This is a genomic window from Aurantiacibacter xanthus (assembly GCF_003584015.1).
GTDB classification, from domain to species: Bacteria; Pseudomonadota; Alphaproteobacteria; order Sphingomonadales; family Sphingomonadaceae; genus Alteraurantiacibacter; species Alteraurantiacibacter xanthus.
Genome location: NZ_QXFM01000112.1, coordinates 1 through 23,920, shown reverse-complemented (window position 1 = coordinate 23,920; position 23,920 = coordinate 1). Strand labels below are relative to the sequence as shown.

Annotated in this window: 23 protein-coding genes and 1 tRNA gene; 16 read left to right on the top strand and 8 right to left on the bottom strand. The window is 66.5% G+C overall.

The window, feature by feature from the left end; all coding sequences use genetic code 11:
• Positions 1 to 34 precede the first annotated feature (34 nt).
• From D2V17_RS12835 to D2V17_RS12820, 4 genes are read left to right on the top strand one after another with little or no spacing between them, the layout of a single operon-like run.
• The gene (locus D2V17_RS12835) at positions 35 to 775 is read left to right on the top strand and encodes an alpha/beta fold hydrolase (protein WP_119593203.1); all 741 of its coding nucleotides are present in this window, start codon (positions 35 to 37) and stop codon (positions 773 to 775) included.
• Positions 772 to 1,755, top strand: a complete 984-nt coding sequence (locus tag D2V17_RS12830) for an LLM class flavin-dependent oxidoreductase (protein WP_119593202.1) — start codon at positions 772 to 774, stop codon at positions 1,753 to 1,755. Before D2V17_RS12835 ends, D2V17_RS12830 begins: the two co-directional genes overlap by 4 nt.
• Before the next feature lie 48 nt (positions 1,756 to 1,803).
• Positions 1,804 to 6,546: an NAD-glutamate dehydrogenase gene (locus tag D2V17_RS12825; RefSeq protein WP_119593201.1), complete on the top strand. Its 4,743-nt coding sequence runs from the start codon at positions 1,804 to 1,806 to the stop codon at positions 6,544 to 6,546.
• Between the two features lie 32 nt (positions 6,547 to 6,578).
• Positions 6,579 to 7,805, top strand: a complete 1,227-nt coding sequence (locus D2V17_RS12820) for an NAD(P)/FAD-dependent oxidoreductase (RefSeq protein ID WP_119593200.1) — start codon at positions 6,579 to 6,581, stop codon at positions 7,803 to 7,805.
• Here D2V17_RS12820 and queG read toward each other — a convergent pair.
• Entirely contained in the window at positions 7,789 to 8,847 is a 1,059-nt protein-coding gene (queG, locus tag D2V17_RS12815; protein WP_119593199.1) for a tRNA epoxyqueuosine(34) reductase QueG, read from the bottom strand. The two genes, D2V17_RS12820 and queG, sit on opposite strands and share 17 nt — an antisense overlap.
• A 44-nt stretch (positions 8,848 to 8,891) precedes the next feature.
• Between queG and D2V17_RS12810 the strand changes: the two genes are divergently transcribed.
• Genes D2V17_RS12810 through msrB form a run of 3 tightly spaced genes read left to right on the top strand, consistent with a single transcriptional unit; the run spans position 8,892 to position 11,660 of the window.
• Positions 8,892 to 9,872, top strand: coding sequence for an ABC transporter ATP-binding protein (locus tag D2V17_RS12810; RefSeq protein WP_119593198.1), 981 nt, complete (start codon positions 8,892 to 8,894; stop codon positions 9,870 to 9,872).
• Positions 9,869 to 11,146: an ABC transporter permease gene (locus tag D2V17_RS12805; protein WP_119593197.1), complete on the top strand. Its 1,278-nt coding sequence runs from the start codon at positions 9,869 to 9,871 to the stop codon at positions 11,144 to 11,146. The genes D2V17_RS12810 and D2V17_RS12805 overlap by 4 nt, the downstream gene beginning before the upstream one ends.
• Before the next feature lie 10 nt (positions 11,147 to 11,156).
• Positions 11,157 to 11,660: a peptide-methionine (R)-S-oxide reductase MsrB gene (gene msrB, locus D2V17_RS12800; RefSeq protein WP_119593196.1), complete on the top strand. Its 504-nt coding sequence runs from the start codon at positions 11,157 to 11,159 to the stop codon at positions 11,658 to 11,660.
• Positions 11,661 to 11,663: 3 nt separating this feature from the next.
• Here msrB and D2V17_RS12795 read toward each other — a convergent pair whose 3' ends face one another.
• The 5 genes from D2V17_RS12795 to D2V17_RS12775 form a co-directional block, all read right to left on the bottom strand.
• Positions 11,664 to 12,224, bottom strand: a complete 561-nt coding sequence (locus D2V17_RS12795) for a PilZ domain-containing protein (RefSeq protein ID WP_191229180.1) — start codon at positions 12,222 to 12,224, stop codon at positions 11,664 to 11,666.
• Between the two features lie 274 nt (positions 12,225 to 12,498).
• Positions 12,499 to 12,583 (bottom strand) — tRNA-Leu (locus D2V17_RS12790).
• Between the two features lie 36 nt (positions 12,584 to 12,619).
• Positions 12,620 to 13,741: a cobalamin-independent methionine synthase II family protein gene (locus D2V17_RS12785; protein ID WP_119593194.1), complete on the bottom strand. Its 1,122-nt coding sequence runs from the start codon at positions 13,739 to 13,741 to the stop codon at positions 12,620 to 12,622.
• Between the two features lie 10 nt (positions 13,742 to 13,751).
• Positions 13,752 to 14,294: a VOC family protein gene (locus D2V17_RS12780; protein ID WP_119593193.1), complete on the bottom strand. Its 543-nt coding sequence runs from the start codon at positions 14,292 to 14,294 to the stop codon at positions 13,752 to 13,754.
• 61 nt (positions 14,295 to 14,355) lie between these two features.
• Positions 14,356 to 15,486, bottom strand: coding sequence for a CaiB/BaiF CoA transferase family protein (locus tag D2V17_RS12775; protein WP_119593192.1), 1,131 nt, complete (start codon positions 15,484 to 15,486; stop codon positions 14,356 to 14,358).
• A gap of 134 nt (positions 15,487 to 15,620) precedes the next feature.
• On the opposite strand from D2V17_RS12775, the gene D2V17_RS12770 reads away from it, so the two are divergent.
• The 9 genes from D2V17_RS12770 to D2V17_RS12730 all read left to right on the top strand — a co-directional run bounded on the left by D2V17_RS12770 (position 15,621) and on the right by D2V17_RS12730 (position 22,969).
• A complete protein-coding gene (locus D2V17_RS12770; RefSeq protein ID WP_119593191.1) occupies positions 15,621 to 16,403 on the top strand; it encodes a citryl-CoA lyase in 783 nt (260 codons plus the stop codon).
• Positions 16,404 to 16,456: 53 nt separating this feature from the next.
• A complete protein-coding gene (gene relB, locus D2V17_RS12765) occupies positions 16,457 to 16,675 on the top strand; it encodes a type II toxin-antitoxin system RelB family antitoxin (protein ID WP_119593190.1) in 219 nt (72 codons plus the stop codon).
• Entirely contained in the window at positions 16,659 to 16,922 is a 264-nt protein-coding gene (locus D2V17_RS12760; RefSeq protein WP_119593189.1) for a type II toxin-antitoxin system RelE family toxin, read from the top strand. Before relB ends, D2V17_RS12760 begins: the two co-directional genes overlap by 17 nt.
• Positions 16,923 to 16,968: 46 nt before the next feature.
• Complete coding sequence (locus D2V17_RS12755; RefSeq protein ID WP_119593188.1) at positions 16,969 to 17,253, top strand: hypothetical protein; 285 nt, start codon at positions 16,969 to 16,971, stop codon at positions 17,251 to 17,253.
• Positions 17,254 to 17,331: 78 nt separating this feature from the next.
• Positions 17,332 to 19,002, top strand: a complete 1,671-nt coding sequence (locus D2V17_RS12750; protein WP_119593187.1) for a GMC family oxidoreductase — start codon at positions 17,332 to 17,334, stop codon at positions 19,000 to 19,002.
• Between the two features lie 113 nt (positions 19,003 to 19,115).
• On the top strand, positions 19,116 to 20,009 hold the full coding sequence (locus D2V17_RS12745; protein ID WP_191229179.1) for an MBL fold metallo-hydrolase: 894 nt from the start codon (positions 19,116 to 19,118) through the stop codon (positions 20,007 to 20,009).
• 79 nt (positions 20,010 to 20,088) lie between these two features.
• Positions 20,089 to 21,270 carry a cytochrome P450 gene (locus tag D2V17_RS12740; protein WP_119593185.1) on the top strand — a complete coding sequence of 394 codons (1,182 nt, stop codon included), beginning with the start codon at positions 20,089 to 20,091 and terminating at the stop codon, positions 21,268 to 21,270.
• A complete protein-coding gene (locus tag D2V17_RS12735) occupies positions 21,267 to 22,088 on the top strand; it encodes an N-acyl homoserine lactonase family protein (protein ID WP_119593184.1) in 822 nt (273 codons plus the stop codon). The genes D2V17_RS12740 and D2V17_RS12735 overlap by 4 nt, the downstream gene beginning before the upstream one ends.
• On the top strand, positions 22,085 to 22,969 hold the full coding sequence (locus tag D2V17_RS12730; RefSeq protein WP_119593183.1) for an NAD(P)-dependent oxidoreductase: 885 nt from the start codon (positions 22,085 to 22,087) through the stop codon (positions 22,967 to 22,969). Before D2V17_RS12735 ends, D2V17_RS12730 begins: the two co-directional genes overlap by 4 nt.
• Before the next feature lie 19 nt (positions 22,970 to 22,988).
• On the opposite strand, the gene D2V17_RS12725 is transcribed toward D2V17_RS12730, so the two are convergent.
• Together D2V17_RS12725 and D2V17_RS12720 are read right to left on the bottom strand one after the other, a co-directional pair.
• Positions 22,989 to 23,234, bottom strand: coding sequence for a hypothetical protein (locus D2V17_RS12725; RefSeq protein ID WP_119593182.1), 246 nt, complete (start codon positions 23,232 to 23,234; stop codon positions 22,989 to 22,991).
• Positions 23,235 to 23,296: 62 nt separating this feature from the next.
• Positions 23,297 to 23,920 (bottom strand): SGNH/GDSL hydrolase family protein (locus tag D2V17_RS12720; RefSeq protein ID WP_119593181.1); only part of this gene is annotated, 624 nt, incomplete at its 5' end.

Genomic DNA, 23,920 nt, shown 5'->3' with positions numbered 1-23,920 from the left:
CGTTGCTGGCGGCGCCAATGGAGAGGAGTGCCGAATGGAACTGGCCGAACAAGCTTGCGACTTCCACGAAGTCGACGGGCGCCGGATCGCTTTTCGCCATGTCGCGGGCACTGGCCCGACCATCGTGTTCCTGCCCGGCTACATGTCCGACATGGACGGTTCCAAGGCCACTGCCATCTATGACTGGGCCGCCAGCGAAGGCCGCGCCTGCCTCCTGCTCGACTATTCGGGCTGCGGCCACAGCGACGGCACTTTCGGCGAGGGCACGCTAACCCGCTGGAAAGACGAGGTGCTCGCGCTGATCGCGGCGCAGGTGCAAGGCCCGGTGCTGCTGGTCGGCTCGTCGATGGGCGGCTGGCTGATGCTGCTGGTGGGCATGGCTTTGGGTGAGCGGCTGCACGCAATGATCGGCATCGCCGCCGCGCCCGACTTCACCTCCTGGGGCTATGACCGGGAACAGAAAGCCGCGCTGGCCGCTGGTCAGACGGTGTTCGAAGACAATCCCTACGGCCCCATGCCCACCCCCACCTATCCGGGTTTCTGGCAGGACGCGCAGCTCCAGCGGATGCTGATTCGCCAGGTGCCGCTCACCTGCCCGGTGCGCCTGCTGCACGGGCAGGAGGATGACGAGGTGCCGTCCGATATCTCGGTGCTGCTGATGCGCGCGCTCGCGTCGGACGACGTGCAGGGCATTCTGGTGAAGGGTGGCGACCATCGCCTGTCGCGCCCGCAGGACATTGCCCTGCTAGAACGCACGCTGGAGAGCCTGTTGTGACGCAATTCTCCGTTCTCGACCTCGTCACCGTGCGCGAGGGCAGCGACGTTTCCGAAGCCCTCGCCGATGCCGCCGCCTTGGCGCAGACTGCCGAGAAGGTCGGCTACAAGCGCTTCTGGGTGGCCGAGCACCATGGCTCGCCGGGCATTGCCGGGGGCGCGACGTCGGTGGTGCTGGCGCATATCGGCCATGCCACCCGCACGATCCGCGTGGGCTCGGGCGGAGTGATGCTGCCCAACCACAACCCTTTCGTGATCGCCGAGCAGTTCGGCACGCTCGACGCTCTGTTTCCGGGGCGGATCGACCTCGGGCTGGGCCGTGCGCCCGGTGCGGGGCAGGTGCTGGCACAGGCGCTGCGCAAGGATCTGCACCGCGCCGCCGAATATTTCCCGCAGGACGTGGTCGAGCTGCGCGCGCTGCTGACCGGCGATCTCGAGCTGCCGATCATGGCCACCCCCGGCCTCGGCGCGAAGGTGGAGATGTGGATGCTGGGGTCAAGCCTGTTCGGCGCGCAGCTCGCCGCGCGGCTGGGCATGCCCTATGCCTTTGCCAGCCACTTCGCCCCCGCGCACCTCGATGCCGCGCTGGAGGCCTACCGCACGCAGTTCCGCCCCTCGGAATACCTCGACAAGCCGCATCTCATGGCCGCTATGACGATGATCGCCGCCGAGACCGACCACGAAGCCGAAACACTCGCCAGCAGCCACGAACAGGCCTTCGTGCGCCTGCGCAGCGGCGATCCGGGCCGCCTGCCGCCGCCGATCCCCGAATATCGCGCCACGCTGCCGATGCAGGCGCAGGCGATGCTCGAAAGCCTCTCGACTGCCGCTGCCGTGGGTTCACCCCGCACCGTGGCCGAGCGGGTCGAACGCTTCATTGCCCGCACCAATGCCGACGAGATCATCTTCTCCGGCGCAACCTACGATCCGGCGGCCCGCCGCCGCTCGCTCGAACTGGCGATGGAACGCATCGCCGCCTGATTCCCCCCAAGGCCCACTGCTGCGCTACGGCGCAAGGAGACTACCCAAATGGCCACGACCACGCCGACCTCGCCCGCTTCCACAGCCGCTGACCTGACCGAGCAGGAGCGCGGCTTTGCCGAGGTGCTCAAGCGCCGCATCACCGGCAGCTTCCTGCCCGGCGAAGCGGGGCTCGATGGCGCAGCGCTCGACGAGGCGGCCGCCTTCGTGCTCGCCACCGCCCGCCAGCGCGAAGACGGCAAGCCCGCCATCCGCATGAGCAACGAGGCCGGGGCGCGCCGCTTCCTGCGCATCGCGGTGGTCAACAAGGACGTGCCGTTCCTCGTCGATTCGATTGCCGCCGCCATGCAGGCGCGCAACCTGCCGATCGACCTGCTGATCCACCCGATCCTGCCCGTCCGCCGCGAGGGCGGGGCGCTGGTCGACGTGCCCGAGGGCGCGGGCACCGGCGAAAAGCGCGAATCGTGGATCTATATCGAAACCGCGCGGGTCGATGCGCGCGAACGCAAGGCGCTCGAACAGGCGCTCGAAACCGCGATTCTCGACGTGCGCGCCGCCGTCGCCGACTGGCCCGCGATGCAGGCGCGCATCATGCAGGATGCCGACCTCGTGGCCGATGGCGAGGGCGCGGCACTGCTGCGCTGGCTCGGCGACGGGATGATGACCCAGCTCGGCCATCTCCTGCGCCGGCGCGACGGCGGAATTGAGAATGCGCTCGGCATTTTCCGCCGCCCCGGCGATCCCGTAGTGGCCGACGATACCTTCGCCCGCGCCTTCGCCTGGTTCGACGGCGAAAATGGCGCGCCGGGCCGCGCGCCGCTGGTGATCAAGGCCAACCGCCTCTCGCGCGTTCACCGCACGGTGCCGCTCGATCTGTTCATCGTGCCGGTTTACGAGGATGGCCGGGTGGCCGCGCTGTCGGTCCATGCGGGCCTGTGGACCAGCGCCGCGCTGTCCTCGCCGCCCGAGAAGGTGCCCGTACTGCGCCGCCAGTTCGCCACCCTGATGGAGAGGTTCGCCTTCTCGCCGCAGAGCCACGACTACAAGGCGCTGGTCCATTCGCTGACCGTGCTGCCGCACGACCTCGTGATCAGTTTCTCGGATGACGATCTGGTGCGCGTGGTCGCCGCCATGATTGCGCTGGGCGAACGCCCGCGCCCGCGCGCCACGCTCGTTACCGCGCCGCTGGGCCGCCACCTGTTCGCCTTCGTCTGGCTGCCGCGCGACCTGCTCTCGACCTCGGTCCGGCAAGAGATTCAGAGTTTGGTCGAAAGCGAGACCGGTGCCGCCACGCTCGACTGGAGCCTCATGGTCGAAGGCGGCAACCTCGCGCTGCTGCGCTATGTGCTCGACTACCGCGGGCAGGAGCAGACGCCCGATGCCGAAGCGCTCGACCGCGCGGTGCAGACCTTGCTGCGCGGCTGGCTCGACGCGGTGGAGGATGCACTGGGCGAAACCGACCGGAAGGCCGACGCCGCCGCGCTCGCGATGCGCTATGCCAATGCCCTGCCCACTGCATATCGCACGCGCTACGGCCCGGCCGAGGCGGCGCAGGACATCATCCGCCTGCGCGCGCTCGACGACGAGAATGCGCCCGAACGCGGGGTACGGCTCTATTGCGCCGAGGAACACTGCACCGGCCCGCTGCGGCTGAAGATCTATCAGCACGCCGGGGCGATGCCGCTGTCCGACGCGGTGCCCGCGCTGGAGAACTTCGGCTTCCGCGTACTGTCCGAAATGCCGACCGAACTCGCGGTCGACAACGCCGGGACGATCCACGATTTCGGACTAGCCGTGCAGCCGGGGGTCGATCCGGTCAGCCTGCTCAAGCGCGCCGACGTGATCGAGGAGGCCATCGGCCATGTCATCAACGGCGGGGCCGAGAACGACATTTTCAACCGGCTGGTGATCAGTGCCGGGCTCGATGCGCAAGACACCGAATGGCTGCGCGCGATCTACCGCTATCTGCGGCAGGCCAATATCGCCTTCACGATCCACACCGTGGTCGAGGCGCTGGCAGGCGCACCGGCGGTCACACGCGGGCTGATCGACCTGTTCACCGCTCGCCACGATCCCGCCTGCAAGGGCGACCGGGCCAAGGCGGAAGAGGCCGCCGAGGATGCCATCCGCGCCGGCCTCGCCGAAGTTTCCGCGATCAACGATGACCGCGTGCTACGGCTCTACTGGAACACCATCAAGGCGATCCTGCGCACCAACGTGTTCGCCCCGGCGGGGCGCGAGGCGCTGGCCTTCAAGTTCGATTCCTCGCTCGTACCGGGGCTCCCCAAGCCGGTGCCGTGGCGCGAGATCTTCGTCTATTCGCGCCGGGTGGAGGGCATTCACCTGCGCGCTGGCCCCGTGGCGCGCGGCGGCCTCAGGTGGTCGGACCGGCGCGACGACTTCCGCACCGAGGTGCTCGGCCTGATGAAGGCGCAGACGACCAAGAACGCCGTGATCGTGCCGACCGGGGCCAAGGGCGGGTTCTATCCCAAGCAGCTGCCCAACCCCGCGCTCGACCGCGATGCCTGGTTCGCCGAGGGCAAGGAGAGCTATAAACTGTTCATCCGCACACTGCTGTCGCTGACCGACAATCTGGTCGAGGGCAAGGTGGTTCACCCGGCGGGCGTGGTGATCCACGACGGCGAAGACCCCTATTTCGTGGTCGCCGCCGACAAGGGCACGGCCACCTTCTCCGACACCGCCAATGCCATCGCCATCGAACACGACTTCTGGCTCGGCGACGCTTTCGCCAGCGGCGGCTCGAACGGCTATGACCACAAGGCGATGGGCATCACCGCGCGCGGGGCCTGGGTCTCGGTCCAGCGGCACTTCCGCGAAATGGGCGTGGATGTGCAGGAAGAGCCGGTGCGCGTGGTCGGCGTGGGCGACATGTCGGGCGACGTGTTCGGCAACGGGATGCTGCTGTCGAAGGCGATCAAACTGGTCGCCGCCTTCGACCACCGCCACATCTTCATCGACCCCGATCCCGATCCGGCCACCAGCTGGGCGGAACGCAGGCGGCTGTTCGACCTCCCTCGGTCAAGCTGGGCGGACTATGAAGCCGACCTCATCAGCAAGGGCGGCGGCGTGTTCCCGCGCACCCTGAAGCGGATCGAACTCTCGCCCGAAGCGCGCGCGGCGCTGGGCATTGCCGAGGAGGCGCTCGACCCGGAAAGCCTGATGAGCGCGATCCTCACATCGCCCAACGACCTGCTGTGGTTCGGCGGCATCGGCACCTATGTGAAGGCCGCTCACGAGAGCAATGCCGAGGTCGGCGATCCGGCCAACGACGGGCTGCGCGTCAATGCGGCGGACCTGCGCGTGAAGGTGGTCGGCGAGGGGGCCAACCTTGGCGTTACCCAGGCCGGACGCATCGCCTTCGGCCTCAAGGGCGGGCGGATCAACACCGACTTCATCGACAACTCGGCGGGCGTCGACTGCTCGGACAACGAGGTCAACATCAAGATCGCGCTGAGCGCCGCGCTCAAGGCGGGCAAGCTCACCGAAGACCAGCGCAATGCCCTGCTCAAGGACATGACCGACGAGGTCGCCGGGCTGGTGCTGGAGGATAACCGGTTGCAGGCGCTGGCGCTGTCGATTGCCGAGAGCGGCGGGGCGCGCTCGATGGGCGCGCATGTGCGGCTTATCGAGATGCTGGAGGACATCGGCGTGCTCGACCGCGTGACCGAGGGCCTCGCCAGCGACGACGAACTGGCGCGGCGTGGCAGCGATGGGCAGGGCCTGACGCGCCCCGAACTCGCCGTGCTGCTGTCGAGCACCAAGATGGCGCTGCAGGATGCGGTCGAGCACTCGCCACTCGCGCAGGACGACGATGCCGATGCGCTGGTGCTGGCCGACTTCCCGCGCCTGTTGCAGGAGAAGTTCCCGCAGCAATTGCTCGATCACCAGCTGCGGCGCGAGATTGTCGGCACGGTGGTGGCCAACCGGATGGTCAACCGCATGGGCCTGATCCATCCGTTCGAACTGTCGGAGGAAGAGGGCGTCGGCCTGTCCATCGTCGGCAGCGCCTTCGTGGCGGCCGCGGCCATGTTCGAGATGGAGGCGCTGTGGGAAGAAATCGACGCCACAGCCATGCCCGAAGCCGCGCGGCTCGGCCTGTTCGAACAGGCGGCGAGCGGCCTGCGCGCGCATATCGCCGACGTGATCCGGGCCGCCAACGGTGCCTCCAACCCGGCCGATCTGCGCGAGCGCCTCGGAAAGGTGGTGAGCCAGCTCGCCGCGCACGTCGATACGCTGATCGGCAAGCAGGCCTCGGCCCACGTCAGTGCAATTGCCGACGACCTCGAAGCACTCGGCGCGCCCGAAGTGCTGGCGCGCAAGGTGGCGCGGCTGTTCGCGCTCGACGGGGCCATCGGCATCGCCAGCCTTGCCAACTCCTCGGGGATCGATCCGCTCGCCCTGGTTCGCGCCTTCACGCTCACGGGTGCTTCGCTCGGCATCGACTGGGCGCAGGGCGAGGCTTCGGTGATGAGCCCGGCCGACCCGTGGGAGCGGCTGCTGGTGGCGGGCCTCGCGCGCGATTTCCAGCAGATCCGCCGCGAGTTCCTCGCCCGCCTTGCCGCCATGACGCCGGGCTTCGCCCAGGACCCCGAAGGCGCAGTGCGGCAGTGGGCCGAGCAGAACGAGGATCAGATCGGCCAGTTCCGCCAGACCGTCGCGCGCGCACAAGCGGTGCAGCCGGTCCGTCCGGCGGTGCTGGCGCAGCTCGCAGGGCAGGCGCGCAACCTGTTGCTCGATCAGGATCGGCCCGCGCCTGTCGCGGAGGCTTGACGCTGGGCCAGTAAACCGGGCAACACGCCGCCATGACAAGCTACGACGTGATCATCGTGGGAGCCGGCCATGGCGGCGCTCAGGCCGCCATCGCCTTGCGGCAACAGGGTTTCACCGGCTCGATCGCCATGATCGGGCGCGACCCGCTGCCCCCTTACGAGCGACCTCCGCTGTCGAAGGAGTACCTTTCGGGCGACAAGCCGTTCGAGCGGCTGTTGATCCGGCCCGAGGCCTTCTGGACCGAAAAGGAGGTGACGCTGCACCTCGGCAAGGCGGTGACGCGGATCGATCCCGAGGCGCATCAGGTCACGCTCTCGGGCGGCGAGACGATGGGCTATGGCAAGCTGATCTGGTCGGCGGGCGGCAATGCGCGCAGGCTCTCGTGCAGCGGCGGCAATCTCGAAGGCGTCCACGCGGTGCGCGACAAGGCCGATGTCGACACGCTGATGGCCGAACTCGCCGAGGGCAGACGCCGGATCGTGGTGATCGGCGGCGGCTATATCGGGCTGGAGGCGGCAGCGGTGCTGCGCAAGCTGGGCTGTGAGGTCGTGCTGATCGAATCGCTCGACCGCGTGCTCTCGCGCGTGGCGGGCGAAGATCTGTCGCGCTTCTATGAAGCCGAACACCGCGCGCAGGGCGTCGACCTGCGGCTCGGCGTCGGGGTCGAATGCCTGCAGGGCGACGGCACCCGCGTAACCGGGGTCGAGCTGACCAATGGCGAAGTGGTGCCTTGCGATGCGGTGGTGGTCGGGATCGGGATCGTGCCTGCGGTCGGTCCGCTGATCGATGCCGGTGCTGCCGGGGCCAACGGCGTCGATGTCGACGAATTCTGCCACACCAGCCTGCCCGACATCTATGCCATCGGCGACTGTGCGGCCCATGCCAACGGCCATGCCGGCGGTGCGGTAATCCGGCTCGAAAGCGTGCAGAACGCCAACGACATGGCGACCACCGCCGCCCGCTCGATCTGCGGCGCGCCGGTGCCCTACGAGGCCTTCCCGTGGTTCTGGTCGAACCAGTACGACCTCCGGTTGCAGACCGCCGGGATCAGCTCTGGGCATGACGCCACGGTGCTGCGCGGCGACCCGGCGGAGCGGAGTTTTTCGGTGGTTTATCTGAAGGATGGCCGCATCCTCGCCATCGACGCCGTCAACCGCACCAAGGACTATGTGCAGGGCCGCAAGCTGATCGAGGCGCGTACGCAGGTCGATGCGGGCGAGGTGGCCGACGCCGAGCGGCCGCTCAAGGAACTGATGTAAGCTTGTCCAGCGCCCAGCGCGCGGCTTCGGCGACCACCGGATCGGGATCGTCGATCAGGGTTCGCACCGGCGCGATCAACTCGGCATTTCCGCTGTTCCCGGCGGCGATCAGGCAGTTGCGCACGAAGCGATTGCGCCCGATCCGCTTGATCGGCGAGCCCGAGAATTTCGCCCGGAAAGCGGCATCGTCGAGCGTCAATAACTCCGCCACAATTGGTTCAATCAGCTCCTCGCGCGCGGCGAAGGCCTTGTGCCGCGCTGCCGTGTCGGCAAACTTGTTCCACGGACACACGGCGAGGCAATCGTCGCAGCCGTAAATGCGGTTGCCGATGGCTTCGCGAAACTCCTCCGGGATCGGCCCGGCATATTCGATCGTCAGATAGGAAATGCAGCGCCGCGCATCGAGCTTGTAGGGCGACACGAAGGCCTCGGTCGGGCAGGCTTGCTGACAGGCGCGGCACGATCCGCAGTGGTCGGCCTGCGGCTTATCGGGCACGAACTCCGCCGTGGTGTAAATCGCGCCGAGGAACAGCCACGAGCCGTGTTCGCGGCTCACCAGATTGGTGTGCTTGCCCTGCCAGCCCAGCCCCGCCACCTGCCCGAGCGGTTTTTCCATCACCGGCGCGGTGTCGACGAAGACCTTGAGTTCGGTCTCGGGCGCCTGCTCGACCAGCCAGCGCGCCAGCGCCTTCAGCGCCTTCTTCACGACATCATGATAGTCGCGCCCATGGGCATAGACCGAGATGCGTGCCTTTTCCGCATCGCCCTCCAGCGCCAGCGGATCGACTTCCGGCGCATAGCTCATCCCCAGCGCGATCACGCTTCTGGCGACCGGCCACATCGATTGCGGCCCCTGCCGCACATCGGCGCGGTCGGCCATCCATTGCATATCGCCGTGGTAGCCCGCCGCGATCCACTCGTGCAGCCTTGCGCTGCGCACCGGGTCATCCTCCGCCGGAGCGAAGCCGATGGCGGCAAAACCCAGCTCGCGCGCCTTTTCGCGCAACCGGTCCTGCAACGTGGCCTCGGCGAGATTAACCATGGTAGGGGTGTGCAAGCTTCATCCCTCTCCCCTAAAGCGACAGCATGACCATGGCGACAGGCGATTTCTCCGCAGGCACTGACACCCCGGCCCCGCTCGCCATCGACGCGCGCGGGCTGGTAAAGCGGTTCGACGGCACCACGGCGGTCGACGGGGTGGACCTCGCCATCCCCACCGGCGCGATCTACGGCATCCTCGGCCCCAACGGCGCGGGCAAGACCACCACCCTGCGCATGCTGCTCGGCATTATCGACCCCGACGAAGGCGAGCGCATGGTGCTCGGCGCCAGCAACCCGCAGGATGTCGCCCGCTTCATCGGCTACCTGCCCGAGGAACGCGGGCTCTACCCGGCGATGAAAGCCTATGAGGCCGTGGCCTTCATGGGCGCGCTGCGCGGCCTGCCGCTGAAACAGGGCCGCGAGAAGGCGCGCGAACTGCTCGAAAACCACGGCCTCGGCCATGCGGTCGAGCGCCAGATCCGCCAGCTTTCCAAGGGCATGGCGCAGACCGTGCAGCTGCTCGGCACCCTCGTGCACGAACCGAAACTGGTGGTGCTCGACGAACCGTTCTCCGGCCTCGACGCGATCAATCAGGGCAAGCTCGAAGTGCTGATCCGGGGGCTGGCCGACAAGGGCACCACGGTGATCTTCTCCACCCACGTCATCGCCCATGCCGAACGCCTGTGTGAAGGCATCGCGATCATCGCTGGCGGCAAGGTGCCGTTCGCGGGCCGAGTCGACGAAGCGCGCGACCGGATCCCGGCGCAGGTCCGCCTCGAAACGCGCCGCCGCGAGGGGGGCTGGCGCGCCGCGCTGCCAAATGACACCCGGCAAGTGGGCAATTTCTGGACCTTCGCCCTGCCCGAAAGCGGGGTGGAGCCGCTGCTCAAGGCGCTGATCGAGGGCGAGGCGGGGATCCTCTCGCTCTCTATCGAACGCGCCGGGCTGCACGACGCCTTCGTCGCCATCGCGGGGGAGGCGGCGGCGAAAGACATGGTCGCAGGCGAACCGGGAGAGCCAGCATGAGCACGCAGAAACACCCCGGCGGGCGCCTCTCGCTGTTTCAGGCCGCCTATGTCGTCGCGCGGCGCGACTTTACCGCGATCCTGTTCAGCCGCGCGTTCATCTTCTTCCTGCTCGGGCCACTGTTCCCGGTGGTGGTGATGGCCTTGGCGGGCGGCGTCGGCGCGCAGGTGCAGCAGGGCGCGGGCGTGGCCAGCGTCGGCCTCGCCATGAGCGCCGAGGATAACCGCGCGATGCTCAAGGCGGGCGAGGCCCTGTCCGAACGTCTCGGTTCCGCTGTCCCCCCGATGAGCGAATTGCGTGCGGTCGCGCCGGGGGAAACCTTCGACGCGCGGGCCGCCTTGCAGAAAAGCGAGGGCCAGCTCGCCGCCGTCGTCACCGGCACGCCTGCTTCGCCGCATCTCACCGCCACCGAAGGCAGCATCGAACGCTGGCAGGGCGTGATCAGCATGATTGCCGCGCAGGCCGAAGGGCAAACACTCGCCTATCCCGAAGTTGCCACCAGCGAAGTCGCCTCCAGCGCCGCCGCGCGCAACTCGGCGCGGATCAACACCGCACAGGGCGGGCAGGTACTGCTGTTCCTGCTGATCATGCTGCTCGCCTCGATGGTGCTGTCGAACCTCGTCGAGGAGAAGGGCAACAAGATCATCGAGGTGCTGGCCGCTGCCATTCCGATGGACGCGCTGTTCCTCGGCAAACTGTTCGCGATGCTGGCGGTGTCGGTGGTGGGCATCGCGGTCTGGGGCACCACGGCGGGCATCGTGCTGACGGCGGGCGGGGTCTCGCTCTCGGACTACGCGATGCCGGGCGTCGGCTGGCCGATGTTCATGGTGCTGTTCGCGCTCTATTTCGGCATGGGCTATCTGTTGCTGGGCGCGATCTTCCTCACCATCGGCTCGCAGGCGAAGACGGTGCGCGAGGTGCAGACGCTGTCGATGCCTGCCACCATGTTGCAGGTGCTGGTGTTCTTCCTCTCCAGCCTCACCATCACCAATGCCGGCGGCTGGATCGACTGGCTCGGCATGGCCTTTCCCCTAAGCTCGCCCTTCGTGATGGTCGCCCACGCGGCGATGGACGAGCGCCTCTGGCCGCACGCGCTGGCGCTTGGCTGGCAGGCGCTGTGCGTGGCGCTGTTCGTGCGGGTCGGGGCGAGCATGTTCCGCAAGCGGGTGATGAAGTCCGGCCCGCAAGGTGCTATAAAGGGAAAGGAGAGTAGGCGCGGGCCGGTCGGGTTCGTGCGCGGCCTGTTCAGCAAGGGTTCCGCCGCGGCCCGCTAGAGGTGCCCTCATGACCCACGGCCCCCGCCTCACCCGTCGCGCCGCGCTGACATGGCTCGGTGTGGGCGTCTCGCTCCCCGTGCTGAGCGCTTGCGGCAGCGAACCGGCGCAGGCGCAGCAGAGCTTCCGCGTCACCCGCAGCGACGCCGAATGGCGCCGCCGCCTAAGCCCCATGCAATACCGTGTGCTGCGCGAAGAGGCGACCGAGCGCCCGTTCTCCTCGCCGCTTAACGACGAACACCGCGCGGGCACCTTCGCCTGCGCCGGATGCGGCAATGCGGTCTATTCTTCGCAGGCCAAGTTCGACAGCGGCACCGGCTGGCCCAGCTTCTATCAGGCGATTGACGCCGGCGCGGTGGGCTATTCGACCGACCGCAAGCTCGGCTACGTGCGGCGCGAGGTGCATTGTGCAGATTGCGGCGGGCATCTCGGCCACGTGTTCGATGACGGCCCGCGTCCGACGGGCAAGCGCCACTGCATCAACGGGGTGGCGCTGACTTTCCGCCGCGCCTGAGATCTACAGGGCGACGTTCTGCATGGCAGCGACGATGCGTGCCAGTTCGCTCATCTGCAGCGTATCTTCGAACACAAGGCCATAGGCTCCGTTGCGCCGCCAGCGGATCTTCGCCCGGGTCGAGGGAAGGTGCGTGGCCCTGAGAACGACGTTCGATGCCAGCATCATGTGCTCTTCGCAGGCGATCTTCGCGCCCTGCCCGGAGATGTCGCAGATCCGCACGGGAACATCGCGCCCCGGCATCGCGACAATCGCCGGTGCTTCCAGTTCGATGCGGATCGGGCGCTTGGCATAGCGGCTCGGAGAGGTGATCAGCCGGTCGAGATCGGCGCGCTCAAGGAACTTGAGGCCCATCCGGTCGCCATCGCGCCACATCACCTCGGCCGGGATGCGGTCGCCGTTCTGGAATTCGATCGTATAGTGATCGCATTCGGGCAGGGAGTGGAACACGCAGACGCTGAGACCGGTCTCCGAAAGATCGCGGATCACGCACAGGAACTGGTGGTCGGGCGAAATGATCTTCGCCGGCCGAATCAGCAGGCCGACGCGCGGCGCGGCGCGCATCTCGGCCCCAGTGGCCTCCTGCCCTGGGTCTGGGGTGCTCGTACTGTCGAGCCTTGCTGGGTCTTGCATAAGGCGACGGTCCCAATTGATTGCGGCGGGCGGCTTAGGCCTCCTGCCAGAATCGCTTACTGACATAGGATCGTTCAGGATTGGTTTATCAACACCTAAGCGCCCGCACGGAAATATACCGCGCTGCCCATAATGTCGGATGCCTGCGCCTTTGGATGGTTTACATATTGCAAAGCAAACTCGCTCCGCGCTCGGTTTGGCGAGCTGGTGCGGGCGGCGGGACTCGAACCCGCACGAGCAAGGCTCAGGGGATTTTAAGTCCCCGGCGTCTACCATTCCGCCACGCCCGCACTGCGAAAAGCCCGCCTAGCGCGGGAATGGCCGCCTTACCAGTAGCGGGAAGTGGCTATCCGCGCCCCTTCGCTGAGCGCGGCCAGTTTCGCCCAGACCACTTGCGGGTCGAGCGCATTGCTGCCCGCGTGGACCGAGAAACCGCAGTCCACCCCCGCCATCACCCGCTCGCGCCCGAGCAGGTCGGCGTAGCGGCCGATCCGTTGCGCGATTAGTTCGGGATGCTCGATATAGGGGCTTTGCGGCTCGATCATGCCGGGGCAGAGCACCTTGTCTTGCGGCAGGGGATGGCTTTCGAAATAGGCGAACTCGTGCGCGTGGCGCGGGTTCGCGCCTTCGAGCAGCACCGTCCGGGGCCTCGCCTGCCACACGATGTCGGCGATCTCGGCGAGCGCCACGTCGCAGTGATGCGGGCCGGGATAGTTGCCCCAGCACAGGTGCATCCGGCATTGCTCGGGCGGAATGTCCCGCAAGGCATGGTTGAGCGCGGCGACGTTCATGCCGATGCGCTGGCGGAACTCTGCAAGGCTGAGGTGGGTGAACTGCACATGCCGGCCCATGGCGAGGTCGGGACAATCGACCTGCAAGGTGATCCCCGCCGCCGCGATGGTCTCGTATTCGTGCCGCAGCCCCTCGGCGAGGGCGAAGACATAGTCCTCATCGCTGGCGTAGTACTGGTTGGGGAAGAACAGCGCGGTGACGCCCGGCGAGGCCGCCGACATGAAGGTGCCGTGGCCCTTCGCCAGCCGTTTGAGCCGCTCGGCGTCGATGCGCGGGGCCTCCATGTCGATCACTTCTATCGGCGCGGTGCAGGCGGGCGCCGAGCGTTTTGCCCGGCCCTTGTTGCCGAACACCTGCGCCTTGGCGCCGGGGAAGTCCTCGAGGTCGGCGAATTCGTATTGCCCCGCCTCGCCGCCAAAGCCTGAGAGCCGGTGCTTGATGTAGGTGGCATAGCTCGGCTTCGACATCTCGCCATCGTTGACGACGGTGAGCCCCGCTTCGATCTGCCGCGCGACCACCTCCGCCGTCGCCCGCTCCACCGCGGCATCGAGCGCGGCGGGATCGACCGCCTCACCGCCTTCGCGGGCGAACATCAGGTCGAGCAGATAGTCGGGACGCGGCAGGCTGCCGGTGTGGGTGGTGGCGAAACCGCTCATCCGCGCGGCCCTATGCGGCCTCTTCCTTGCGGAACGTGTTGTTGTTCTCGTGGTTGCCCGCCAGCCAGCGCTTCAACTCGGCATGGGCCTTGGCCTGACGCTCGGCCTTGCCATCGGCGGCGCGCGGATCGTCGTTGCAGAACTCGACGATCATGCCATTCGGGTCCTTCACATAGACTGAGCGGCAATAGCCGTGCTCCAGCACATAGGTATCGGGCGCTGAAATCCCGGCCTCCTTGATGCGCTGCTCGATCCCCGCCTGACATTCGGCATCGACGTTGAGCGCGATATGGATGAACGGCGAGGACGGAATCTCCGGCCCGAACTCGGCCTGATCGTCGGCATTGGCGAACTGGAAGAACGCCAGCGAGCTGCCATCGCCAAGGTCGAAAAACACGTGGCAATAGGTCCGCTCCTTGCCGAACAGCATATCGGCCTCGCACCAGGTGGCCGACAGCGGCAGGCCGATCACGTCCTCGTAAAAGGCGCGGGTCATCTCCAGATCCTTGGTCACATAGGCGGTGTGGTGCAATCTGCTCGGCAGTTTTGCCATGATCCATTCTCCCGTTGGGCCGAGTCTTTTTGCACGGCCTCATCCTTAGCAATCTAACGCATCATGGCTTGCGGCCAAGTATTTCTTCATTGTGCTGGCCCAGCTCGGGCGGCGGGGTGACACTGCTCTCCACCTCGCCATCGAACCGGATAGGATTGCGGATCGTGCGGAAGGTGCCACGTTGGCCCTCACCGCTGATCTCCAACTGGTGGTGCTTGGCGAGATCGCCCTCCAGCACCTCCTTGCTCGAATAGACCGCCGAGTGCGGCACTTCGAGGCTGGTCAGCCGCTCCTCCCAATGGGCACGCGGCTGGCCGGCGAAGATCGGGGCGAGGAATTTCACCACGTTTTCATAGTTCGCGATCCGCGCCGGGCGGCTTTCGAACTCGGGCTGGGCGAGCATGTCGGGCTGGCCTACCGCCTCGGCAAGGTTCTCCCAGAACTTGGGCGGGCTCGACATGTGCAGCGCGATCCAGCCGCCATCCGCGCATTCGAACACATAGCTTTGCGAGACATGCGGGCGGCTCCATGGCCCCATCACCTCGTCGGCGCTGAGATAGTGCGTAAAGTCGTCGAGGTTGAAATGCGCCATGGCCTCGAACATCGAGGTTTCCACGCGGCGGCCCTTGCCGCTCTTCTCACGCTCATAAAGCGCGGCGAGCACGCCATAGGCGGCATAGAACCCCGTCACCGCATCGCCAATCGCCGGGCCGACCACACGCGGATTGCCGGGATTCACGAGCAGCCTGAGAAAGCCCGAGGCGGCTTGCGACACGGTGTCGAAAGCCGGACGGTCCTTCCACGGGCCATCGTTGCCGAACCCCGAAATATCGACATAGATCAGCCGCGGGTTGATGTTCTGGAGTCTGGCCGCATCGACAAACAGGCGTTCCGCGACACCGGGGCGGAAATTCTGGATGAACACGTCAGCCGTTGCGACCAGCTCGTCGAGCGCCTTGCGATCCTCCTCACTCGCCTTGGTGTTGAGCGTGATCGACTTCTTGTTGCGGTTGTAAGTCTGGTAATGCGGCGAATAGAGATCGCCCTTGAAGGCGCGGAACGGGTCGCCCGTCTCGGGCATCTCGACCTTGATGACCTCGGCCCCGAGGTCCGCCAGCAGCATCCCGCAGGCCGGGCCGGTGATGAAGGTGCCCATATCGAGCACACGAATGCCGTTCAGCGGCTTTGCCATAAATGTCTCTCCCGATTTTCTCTCCACTTGCCGTTCGTGTCGAGCGAAGTCGAGACACTTGCGCGCAAAGGTGTCTCGACTTCGCTCGACACGAACGGATAGGCTGCGACACAACCAGACGGGAGAAAGACAAGATGCGCATCGGCAAACAGGATCAGCCCTACACTGCGATCTGCACCTCGGACGCGGAATCGATCACCGTGCGCGGGCGCGACCTGTGCGAGGACATCATCGGCAAGTTCGATTTCTCCAGCTACTTCTGGCTGCTGGTGACGGGCGAGGAGCCCAACGAGGACCAGAGCTTCTTCCTCAACGCGGTGCTCTGCGCGCTGGCCGAGCACGGGCTGGTGCCCTCGGTGGTGGCCGCGCGGATGACGCTCGCCGCCGCGCCCGAGGCGGTGCAGGGCGCGGTCGCGGCGGGGTTGCTGGGCTGCGGCTCGGTGGTGCTGGGCAGCGCCGAGATTGCGGGCAAGTTCTACCACGACTGCGTGACCGACCAACGCGCGAGCGGCGATGCGGTGGACATGGTGGCGCGGCGCAAAATCGCCGAGTGGCGCGCGCATACGAAGGCGGTCCCCGGCTTCGGCCACCCGCAGCACTCCGAGGGCGATCCGCGTGCGAACCTGTTGTTGAAGCTCGCCGACGAGCGCGGTGTCTCGGGCGAGCACGTGGCGATGATGCGCGCGTTGCAGGCGGCGCTGCCCGAGGCGATTGGCCGCGCGCTGCCGGTGAACGTGAACGGCCCGATCCCCGCGATCATGCTCGATCTGGGCTGGCCACTGGCGGCGCTGAAGGGGATCGGTTTGTTGTGCCGGACTGGCGGGCTGATCGGGCACCTGACCGAGGAGGCAGAGCGGCCGATCGGCTTTGTGATGAGCGGGGCTGCGGCTGGGGCGATTAGTTATGATGGGGAGTGACTTTCCTACATTTTGTGTCTGTGTTATACATGTATGACAAATGGAGATTCGCCATGCTCGCCGTTCGCCTCGATCCTGAACTGGAAGCCCGCCTCACCGCCGTTGCCAAGCGCATGGGCCGCTCGAAGAGCCATCTGGCGCGCGAAGCCCTGATCGAGCGGATCGAGGAACTGGAAGACCTCGCCTTGCTTGAAGAGGCGCTGCGCAATCCCGAACCGGGCGAGAACATCACTCTGGATCAGTTGAAGCGCGAACTTGGCCTGGACGGTTGAGATCACGCCCGGCGCGCGCAAGCAATTGCGCAAGCTGGGCCATGCGCCATCAGCACGGATCGTAACCGGACTTGAAGAGATCGCCGCGCTCGATCATCCGAACCAGCGTGGCAAGGCGATGGTCGGCAATTACAGCGGCTATTGGCGCTATCGCTTCGGTGACTTCCGCGTGATCGCGCGGATCGAGGACGACAGGCTTGTGGTTGTCGTGGTGGCTGTGGGGCATCGCCGTGAGGTTTATGATTGAGCGGGGCTGCTGCTGGGGCGATTGAGTGTGATGGGGGGGGGTAAAGATGGTTAAGTTCGGAACCGTTTTGATTGCCTTTCTGTGGTCACTTATTTTGGCAATGAACCTACACCTCTTGATCCTGATGGCGCAGGCAACAACACCATCTGCTTCTCTTCGAGACCATATTCTGTTGCATATTATCCCACCGTTTTTGGTGGTCCTCGCACTGATAGGAGCGGGCCTCATCCTAAGACGCGCCGATAAATGGGAGCCACAAGTTGGCTTTTTGATCGTCCTTCTTGCTATTGCGCTTTTTCCTTTCCTTGTCTTCACCGTGGGAGTTGTCTGAGAAGACCCCATCCCCCAAAACAATTAGACTTGCAATCATCTCCCCCGCTGGCACCATGCGCGGCGGGAGAGTACAACAATGCTGGCAGGCGAGTTCGACTACATCGTCATTGGCGCAGGTTCGTCCGGCGCATGCGTGGCCGCGCGGCTGGGCGAGGATACGTCCAAAACCGTCTGCGTGCTCGAAGCGGGCGGGCATGACAGCCATCCGTTCATCCACGTGCCCAGCTTCGTCGCCGCCGCCATCGGGCGCAAGGCCACCAACTGGGGGTTCGAGACCGTCCCCCAGCCCGGCATGGCGGGCCGCAGGATCGGGGTGCCGCGCGGAAAGGTCATCGGCGGCAGCGGCTCGATCAACGGCATGGTCTACTTTCGCGGCCACCCCACCGACTATGACGACTGGGCCGACGCTGGCTGCACAGGCTGGTCCTATGCCGAGGTGCTGCCCTACTTCACCCGCACCGAGCATAACGAGGACTATCCGGCGAGCGTCTTCCACGGCACCAGCGGCCCCATAAATGCAAAAATGGTCGAGGGGCCGAACCCGCTCAATTACGCCTTCATGGCCGCGCTGGCCGAGCAGCAATTCCCCGCCTGCCCCGATTTCAACGGCCCCGATCCCGAGGGCTATGGCCGCCGTCAAGGCCTGATCCGCGACGGCCAGCGCGAGAGCACGGCCAAGAACATGCTCCGCCCGGCGATGGCGCGCGGGAATATCCATTTGCAGGTCGATGCGCGGGTGGCGCGCATCGTGGTCGAGAACCGGCGCGCGGTGGGTGTCGAGCTGACCGATGGCCGCATCCTGCGCGCCCGTCACGAGGTGATCCTGAGCGCCGGTGCGGTGCAGAGCCCGCATATCCTGATGCTCAGCGGCATCGGCCCCGCCGCACATTTGCGCGAGCACGGCATCGCGGTGGTCCACGATCTGCCGGGGGTCGGCCAGAACTATCAGGACCATGTCGCCAGCCCGATCCACATGGAGACGGGCGACATGACCAGCTACGGCATCAGCTGGCGCGCCATGCCGCGCAACGTTCTCCAGTTTTTCAACTATCTGCTCACCCGCAAGGGTCCGCTGGCGGGCAATGTGTTCGAGAGCGTGGCCTTCCTGCGCACCGATCCCTCGCTTTCGAAACCCGATGTGCAGTTCGTGTTCCAGCCCGCCAAGCGGCTGACGGTGAAGGGTGTGCCGTTCCCGGTCGGCCATGGCTATGCGATCAGCCCGGTGGCGCTTTATCCGAAGAGCCGGGGCGAAGTGACGCTGGCCTCAGCCGACCCGGCCGCAGCCCCGCTGATCGACCCGCACCTGCTCGAACACCCCGACGATATCCAGCCGCTGATCCGCGCGCTGAAGATCGCCCGCACGGCCTTCGCCAGCCAACCCTTCGCCAAGTATCAGGGCACCGAGGTCGCCCCCGGCCCCGAGTGCCAAAGCGACGAACAGTGGGACGCCTATATCCGCGAGACGGGTTACACGGTTCACCACCCGGTCGGGACCTGCAAGATGGGCGCGGCGGGCGATTCAAGCGCCGTGGTCGATCCGGAGCTGCGCCTGATCGGGATCGAGGGCCTGCGTGTCGCCGATGCGAGCGTGATGCCCTTGGTGATCGGCGGCAACACCAATGCTCCCTGCGTGATGATCGGCGAGAAATGCGCCGACTTCGTTCTCGGCAAAGCCCGGTTGACACCGGCGCAGCTCCCGGAGGAAAGTGTAGCACGCTACAAGCCGAAGACGGCTGTGGCGGCATGACAAGACTCCCCTCCCTTCAGGGAGGGGCTGGGGGTGGGTGGTCCGGCACTGGCGACGTGGCACACCCCCAACCAACCCTCCCCCTTAAGGGAGAGGGCCAAAAGGAGAGAGGAATGGCCGCAGAGCACGTAAAGAGCTGGCAGGTCGGCGATGTCACAATCAGCCGCATCGTCGAGCTGTGGGACTTCCGCGACGACATCCACATGACCATGCCCGACGCCACCCCCGAGGAGGTTATCGCGCTCGACTGGCTGCACCCGCACTATGCGACGCCTGAAGGCCAGCAGCGGATGAACTTCCAGGGCTTCGTGGTGCAGACGCCCGACAAGGTGATCGTGGTCGACAGCTGCATCGGCGCCGGGCGCGAGCGCGATTTCGATGTCTTCTGCAACCTGCCCGAAGGCTTCCTCGAAGACCTCGCCAGCCTCGGCATTACGCGCGAGCAGGTGGACATTGTGTTCTGCACGCACCTGCATTTCGACCATGTCGGCTGGAACACCTACAAGGACCCGGAAACCGGCACCTACAAGCCGACCTTCCCCAACGCGCGCTACCTGTTCGGCAAGACCGAATACGAGGCATGGGAGAAGGTGCTCCGCCACGATGGCGTCCATTCGGATGGCCATCTGGTCGAATGCGTCGATCCGATCGTGGCGCTCGGCATGGCCGACTTTATCGACACCGACCACCGGATCTGCCCCGAACTCACCTGCGAGCCGAGCCATGGCCACACGCCGGGCCACATCCATGTCCGCATCGAGAGCAAGGGCGAAAGCGCGGTCATCACCGGCGACCTGATGCACCACCCGATGCAATGCGCAATGCCGCACCGCGACGCGACCTTCGACATGGACAAGGACGCTGGCCGCGCCACCCGCGTCGCCTTCGTCGACACATACAAAGACAGCGGCATTCTGATCGTCGGCGCGCACTTCGCCGAGCCGACCGCCGGGCATTTCGAGACGGGCGCGGATGGCAAGGTGTGGTTCCGGGGGCTGGGGCTGTGAGTGCCTTCCTCACCGTTCGCCCTGAGGAGGTGAAGCCGCAGGCTGAACCGTCTCGAAGGGCCCGATCCGGAGCGCAGCCATGACCAAGCCGATCCCCGACTACCCGCTCGACATCTTCACCCCCGCAGCGGTGCGCGATGCCCGCGCGGTCGACGATGCGCTGCGCGAGTTCGCCCCCGTGGTGCGGCTGCACGACGGCACCTGCATGATCGCGCGGCACGAACACGTCACCAGCGGATTGCTCGACTGGAAGAGTTTCTCCTCCACCAGCCGCCCCTGGCACGATCCCAACTCGCCCCGGCCCGAAATCCTGCTGACCGACGATCCGCCCCGCCACACGCAGGTGCGCAAGGTGGTCTCCGACGCGCTCAGCCCGCGCGCGCTGGAGCGGACCAAGGCGATCTTTCAGGCCTCCGCCGAAGCGTTCGTCGGCAAGCTGCGCGAGCGTGAAGGCGAGGCCGTGGACGCCGTGGGCGAGATTACGCAGGCGTGGATCTTCGATATCCTGCCCGAGGTGCTCGGCCTGCCAAAGGAGGGCCGCCACCACATGCACGGCTTCTCGCAGATGGTCTGGGCGACGATGGGCCCGCCCGGCGAGCTGTTCGACGAGGCGATGGACCACGATTTCTCCGCCGTGGTCGAATGGCTCGGCACGGCCTGCGACCGGAACGCGCTCGACCCCGAAGGCATCGGCGCGAGCATCTTCGCCGCCGCCGACGCGGGGCAAGTGACCGAGGACGAGGCCAAGCTGCTGCTGCAAACCGTGCTCAGCGCCGGGGCCGACACCACCTACCTCACCATGGCCAACGCGATCCGCGCCTGGGCGCTGTTCCCCGAGGAATACGCCAAGCTGCGCGCCAATCCCAAGCTCCTGCGCAGTGCTTTCGACGAATCGCTGCGGTGGGATTCGCCCAGCCGCATGGCGGGCCGCATCGCCGCGGTCGATGTCGCGATTGACGATTACGTGATTCCGGCGGGCACTCGCTGCGGGCTGATGTTCGCCGCCGCCAACCGCGATCCACGCTTCTGGGACGCCCCCGACGAATACCGCATCGAGCGCGACACGCGGCACTCGCTCGGCTGGGGTTACGGGGTGCATGGCTGCGTCGGGCGAATGCTCGCGCAAACCGAGGCACAGGCCTTTCTCGGCACGCTCGTGCGCGAGGTCGAGGCGTTCGAAATCGCGGGCGACTACGAACCGTGGATGACCACCGTCGGCCACGGTCCGATCAGGCAACCGGTAAGGCTCAAGTTCACTTGAGCTTGCCCGTCACCCGTATCGACGCGATCCGCTATGCCCGTCACGAGCGGATGGCCGCCGCCAACTTCGCCGCGCCGGTCGACGATCACGATCTGCCGATGCCGCTCGACTATTTCGTCTGGGCGATCCACCGCGAGGGCGCGCCGCCCCTCGTGGTCGATACCGGTTTCGGCGAGGAGGCAGCAGTGGCGCGCGGGCGCGTGATCACCCGCCCGGTGAGCGAAGGGCTGCGCGCCGCCGGGGTCGATCCGCTGCTGGTCGAGGACGTAATCCTCACCCACCTGCACTACGACCACGCCGGCAGCTTGAGCACCTTTCCCAATGCACGGTTCCACGTGCAGGACGCCGAACTGGCCTTCGCCACCAGCCGCCGCATTCTCGACGAACCGACCCGCGCGCCCTTCGATGGCGAACCGGTCGCGCAGCTGGTGCGCAAGCTCTATGCCGACCACGTGGTGTTTCACGATGGCGACAGCGAGTTCGCGCCGGGCATCCGGCTGGTGCAGCTGGCCGGGCACACCGCCGGATTGCAGGCGGTCGTCTGCGACACCGCGCGCGGGGCCGTGGTGCTGGCGAGCGACGCCGCGCATCTTTACGCCAATATCACCCGCGCGATTCCCTTCCCGATTTTTGTCGATGTGGCGGCCTATGCCGCCGCGCAAAAACGCCTGATGGACCTTGCGGGTCAGTCGCTCGACCATGTCATTCCGGGCCACGATCCGCTGGTGCTGCGCTGTTTCCCCTCGGATGACGATATCGCGCGGGTCGATCTCGCCCCGCACACCCCCATCGCCACAGCCCTATCGGAGCACACATGACCAAGGTTGGATTTCTCGGACTGGGCCGCATGGGCGCAGGCATGGCCGCGCGGCTGATCGGCCATGCGGACAGCCTGCTGGTCCACGATATCGACGCCGAGGCCGTCGCCGCGCTGGTGGAGAAGGGCGCGGAAGCGGCGGGCAGCGCCAAGGCGCTCGGCGCGCAGTGCGACATCGTGTTCACCAGTCTGCCCACCCCGGCCATCGTGCGCGATGCCGTAGCCGAGATCGCCAGCGGCGGCAGCCCCGCGATCCTGTGCGATCTGTCGACCTCGGGGCCGCAGCTCGCGGTCGAACTCGATGCGCTGCTGGCACCGAGGGGCGTCGCGAGCTTCGATGCGCCGGTGTCGGGCGGGATCGCCAAGGCGCACGATGGCACATTGTCGCTGATGGTAGGCGGCCCGGCTGAGCATTACCCCATGCTTGAACCGCTGCTCGAACGGCTGGGCAAGCCGACCTTCATGGGCGAAACGCCCGGAGCCGGGCAGACGATGAAACTGGTCAACAACCTGCTCGGCGCGGTCGCCATCGGGGTGACGGCGGAGGGCATGGCTTTCGGGATCAAGGCCGGGCTGGACCCCGCGAAAATGATCGAGGTGCTCAACCAGTCGACCGGGATCAATTCCGCCACCCGCGACAAATGGCCGAAATCGGTCCTTCCGCGCACTTTCGACTTCGGCTTTGCGGCAGCGCTAAGCCTGAAGGACACGCGCCTGCTGCTGAAGGAAGCCGAGGCGGCGCAGGTTCCGCTGCCGCTTGGTCAGGTGGTCGCCGACTATCTCGAACGCACACTGGCGCGCGAGGGGGGCGCGGCGGATTTCACCGCCATCGCCAAGGTGGTGGAGGAAGCCGCCGGGCTCGACCCCGAAAGGCCGGCCTGAGCCTCCTCCATCCGCAAGCTCAGACGGCGGCGGAGGCCACGCCGGTGTCGGCCTTGGCCTGTTCCGCCGGCGACTTGGCCTTGCGCTCGGAATACTTCTTGTAGGCATAGCCGCCCGCGCCCACGGCCAGCAGCGCCGGCAACGAGAGGCGGCGCACCACGGCCACGGCCGTCGCGCCGAGCAGCGCCCCGCCGGTGCCGCCGATGTTCGAGGTCTTTTCCGCCATCTTGGCGCCTGCGATGCCGCCGATAATCTTGCCAATCATGGAATGTCTCCTGTTAGGGGTCTTTGCGAGGTAAACCCCTGATCGCAGCCACTGGTTCCTGACTATCGTGTCCGGCACCGCGCGGGCGGCGGCACGTCCTGCAAGGCCGCGCGCACCAGCGCGGTCCAGATTTGGTAGCCCGATGCCCGCATGTGCAGCCGGTCGGGGCCGTAGATGTCCTTCGGCGTACCGGCAGGGGTCAGCATCGGCGACGCCACGTCGATATAGGCCAGATCGTTTTCGGTCAGCGCCAGCTCGCGCGCCATGGTGTTGAAGGCGATCTGCTGTTCGCGCTGCGCCCAGCGCGATGGCGAGGGCTTGAGTGAAATCACCCACATCGGGGTATCGCCCAAGCGCTCGCGCTTCAGCTTGAGCAGGTTCTCCAGATCGCGGAACACCTGACGCGGGCTCCTGCCCTGGGCGAGATCGTTCTCTCCCGCGTAGAACACGATGGCGCGCGGGGCATAGGGCGTGACGATGCGGTCAAAGAAGCGGACCGTATCGGCGATGGTCGAACCGCCGTAGCCGCGATTGATCACCCGGCGGTCGGAGAAATCGTCGGCCAGACTGCGCCACAGCCGGATCGAGGAGGAACCGACAAACAGCGTCGAGCAGGTTGGCGGCGGAAAGGCCGCGTCCACCAGTTCGAAGGCCTGAATGTCGGCCTCGAACGGGACCGGTCGAGC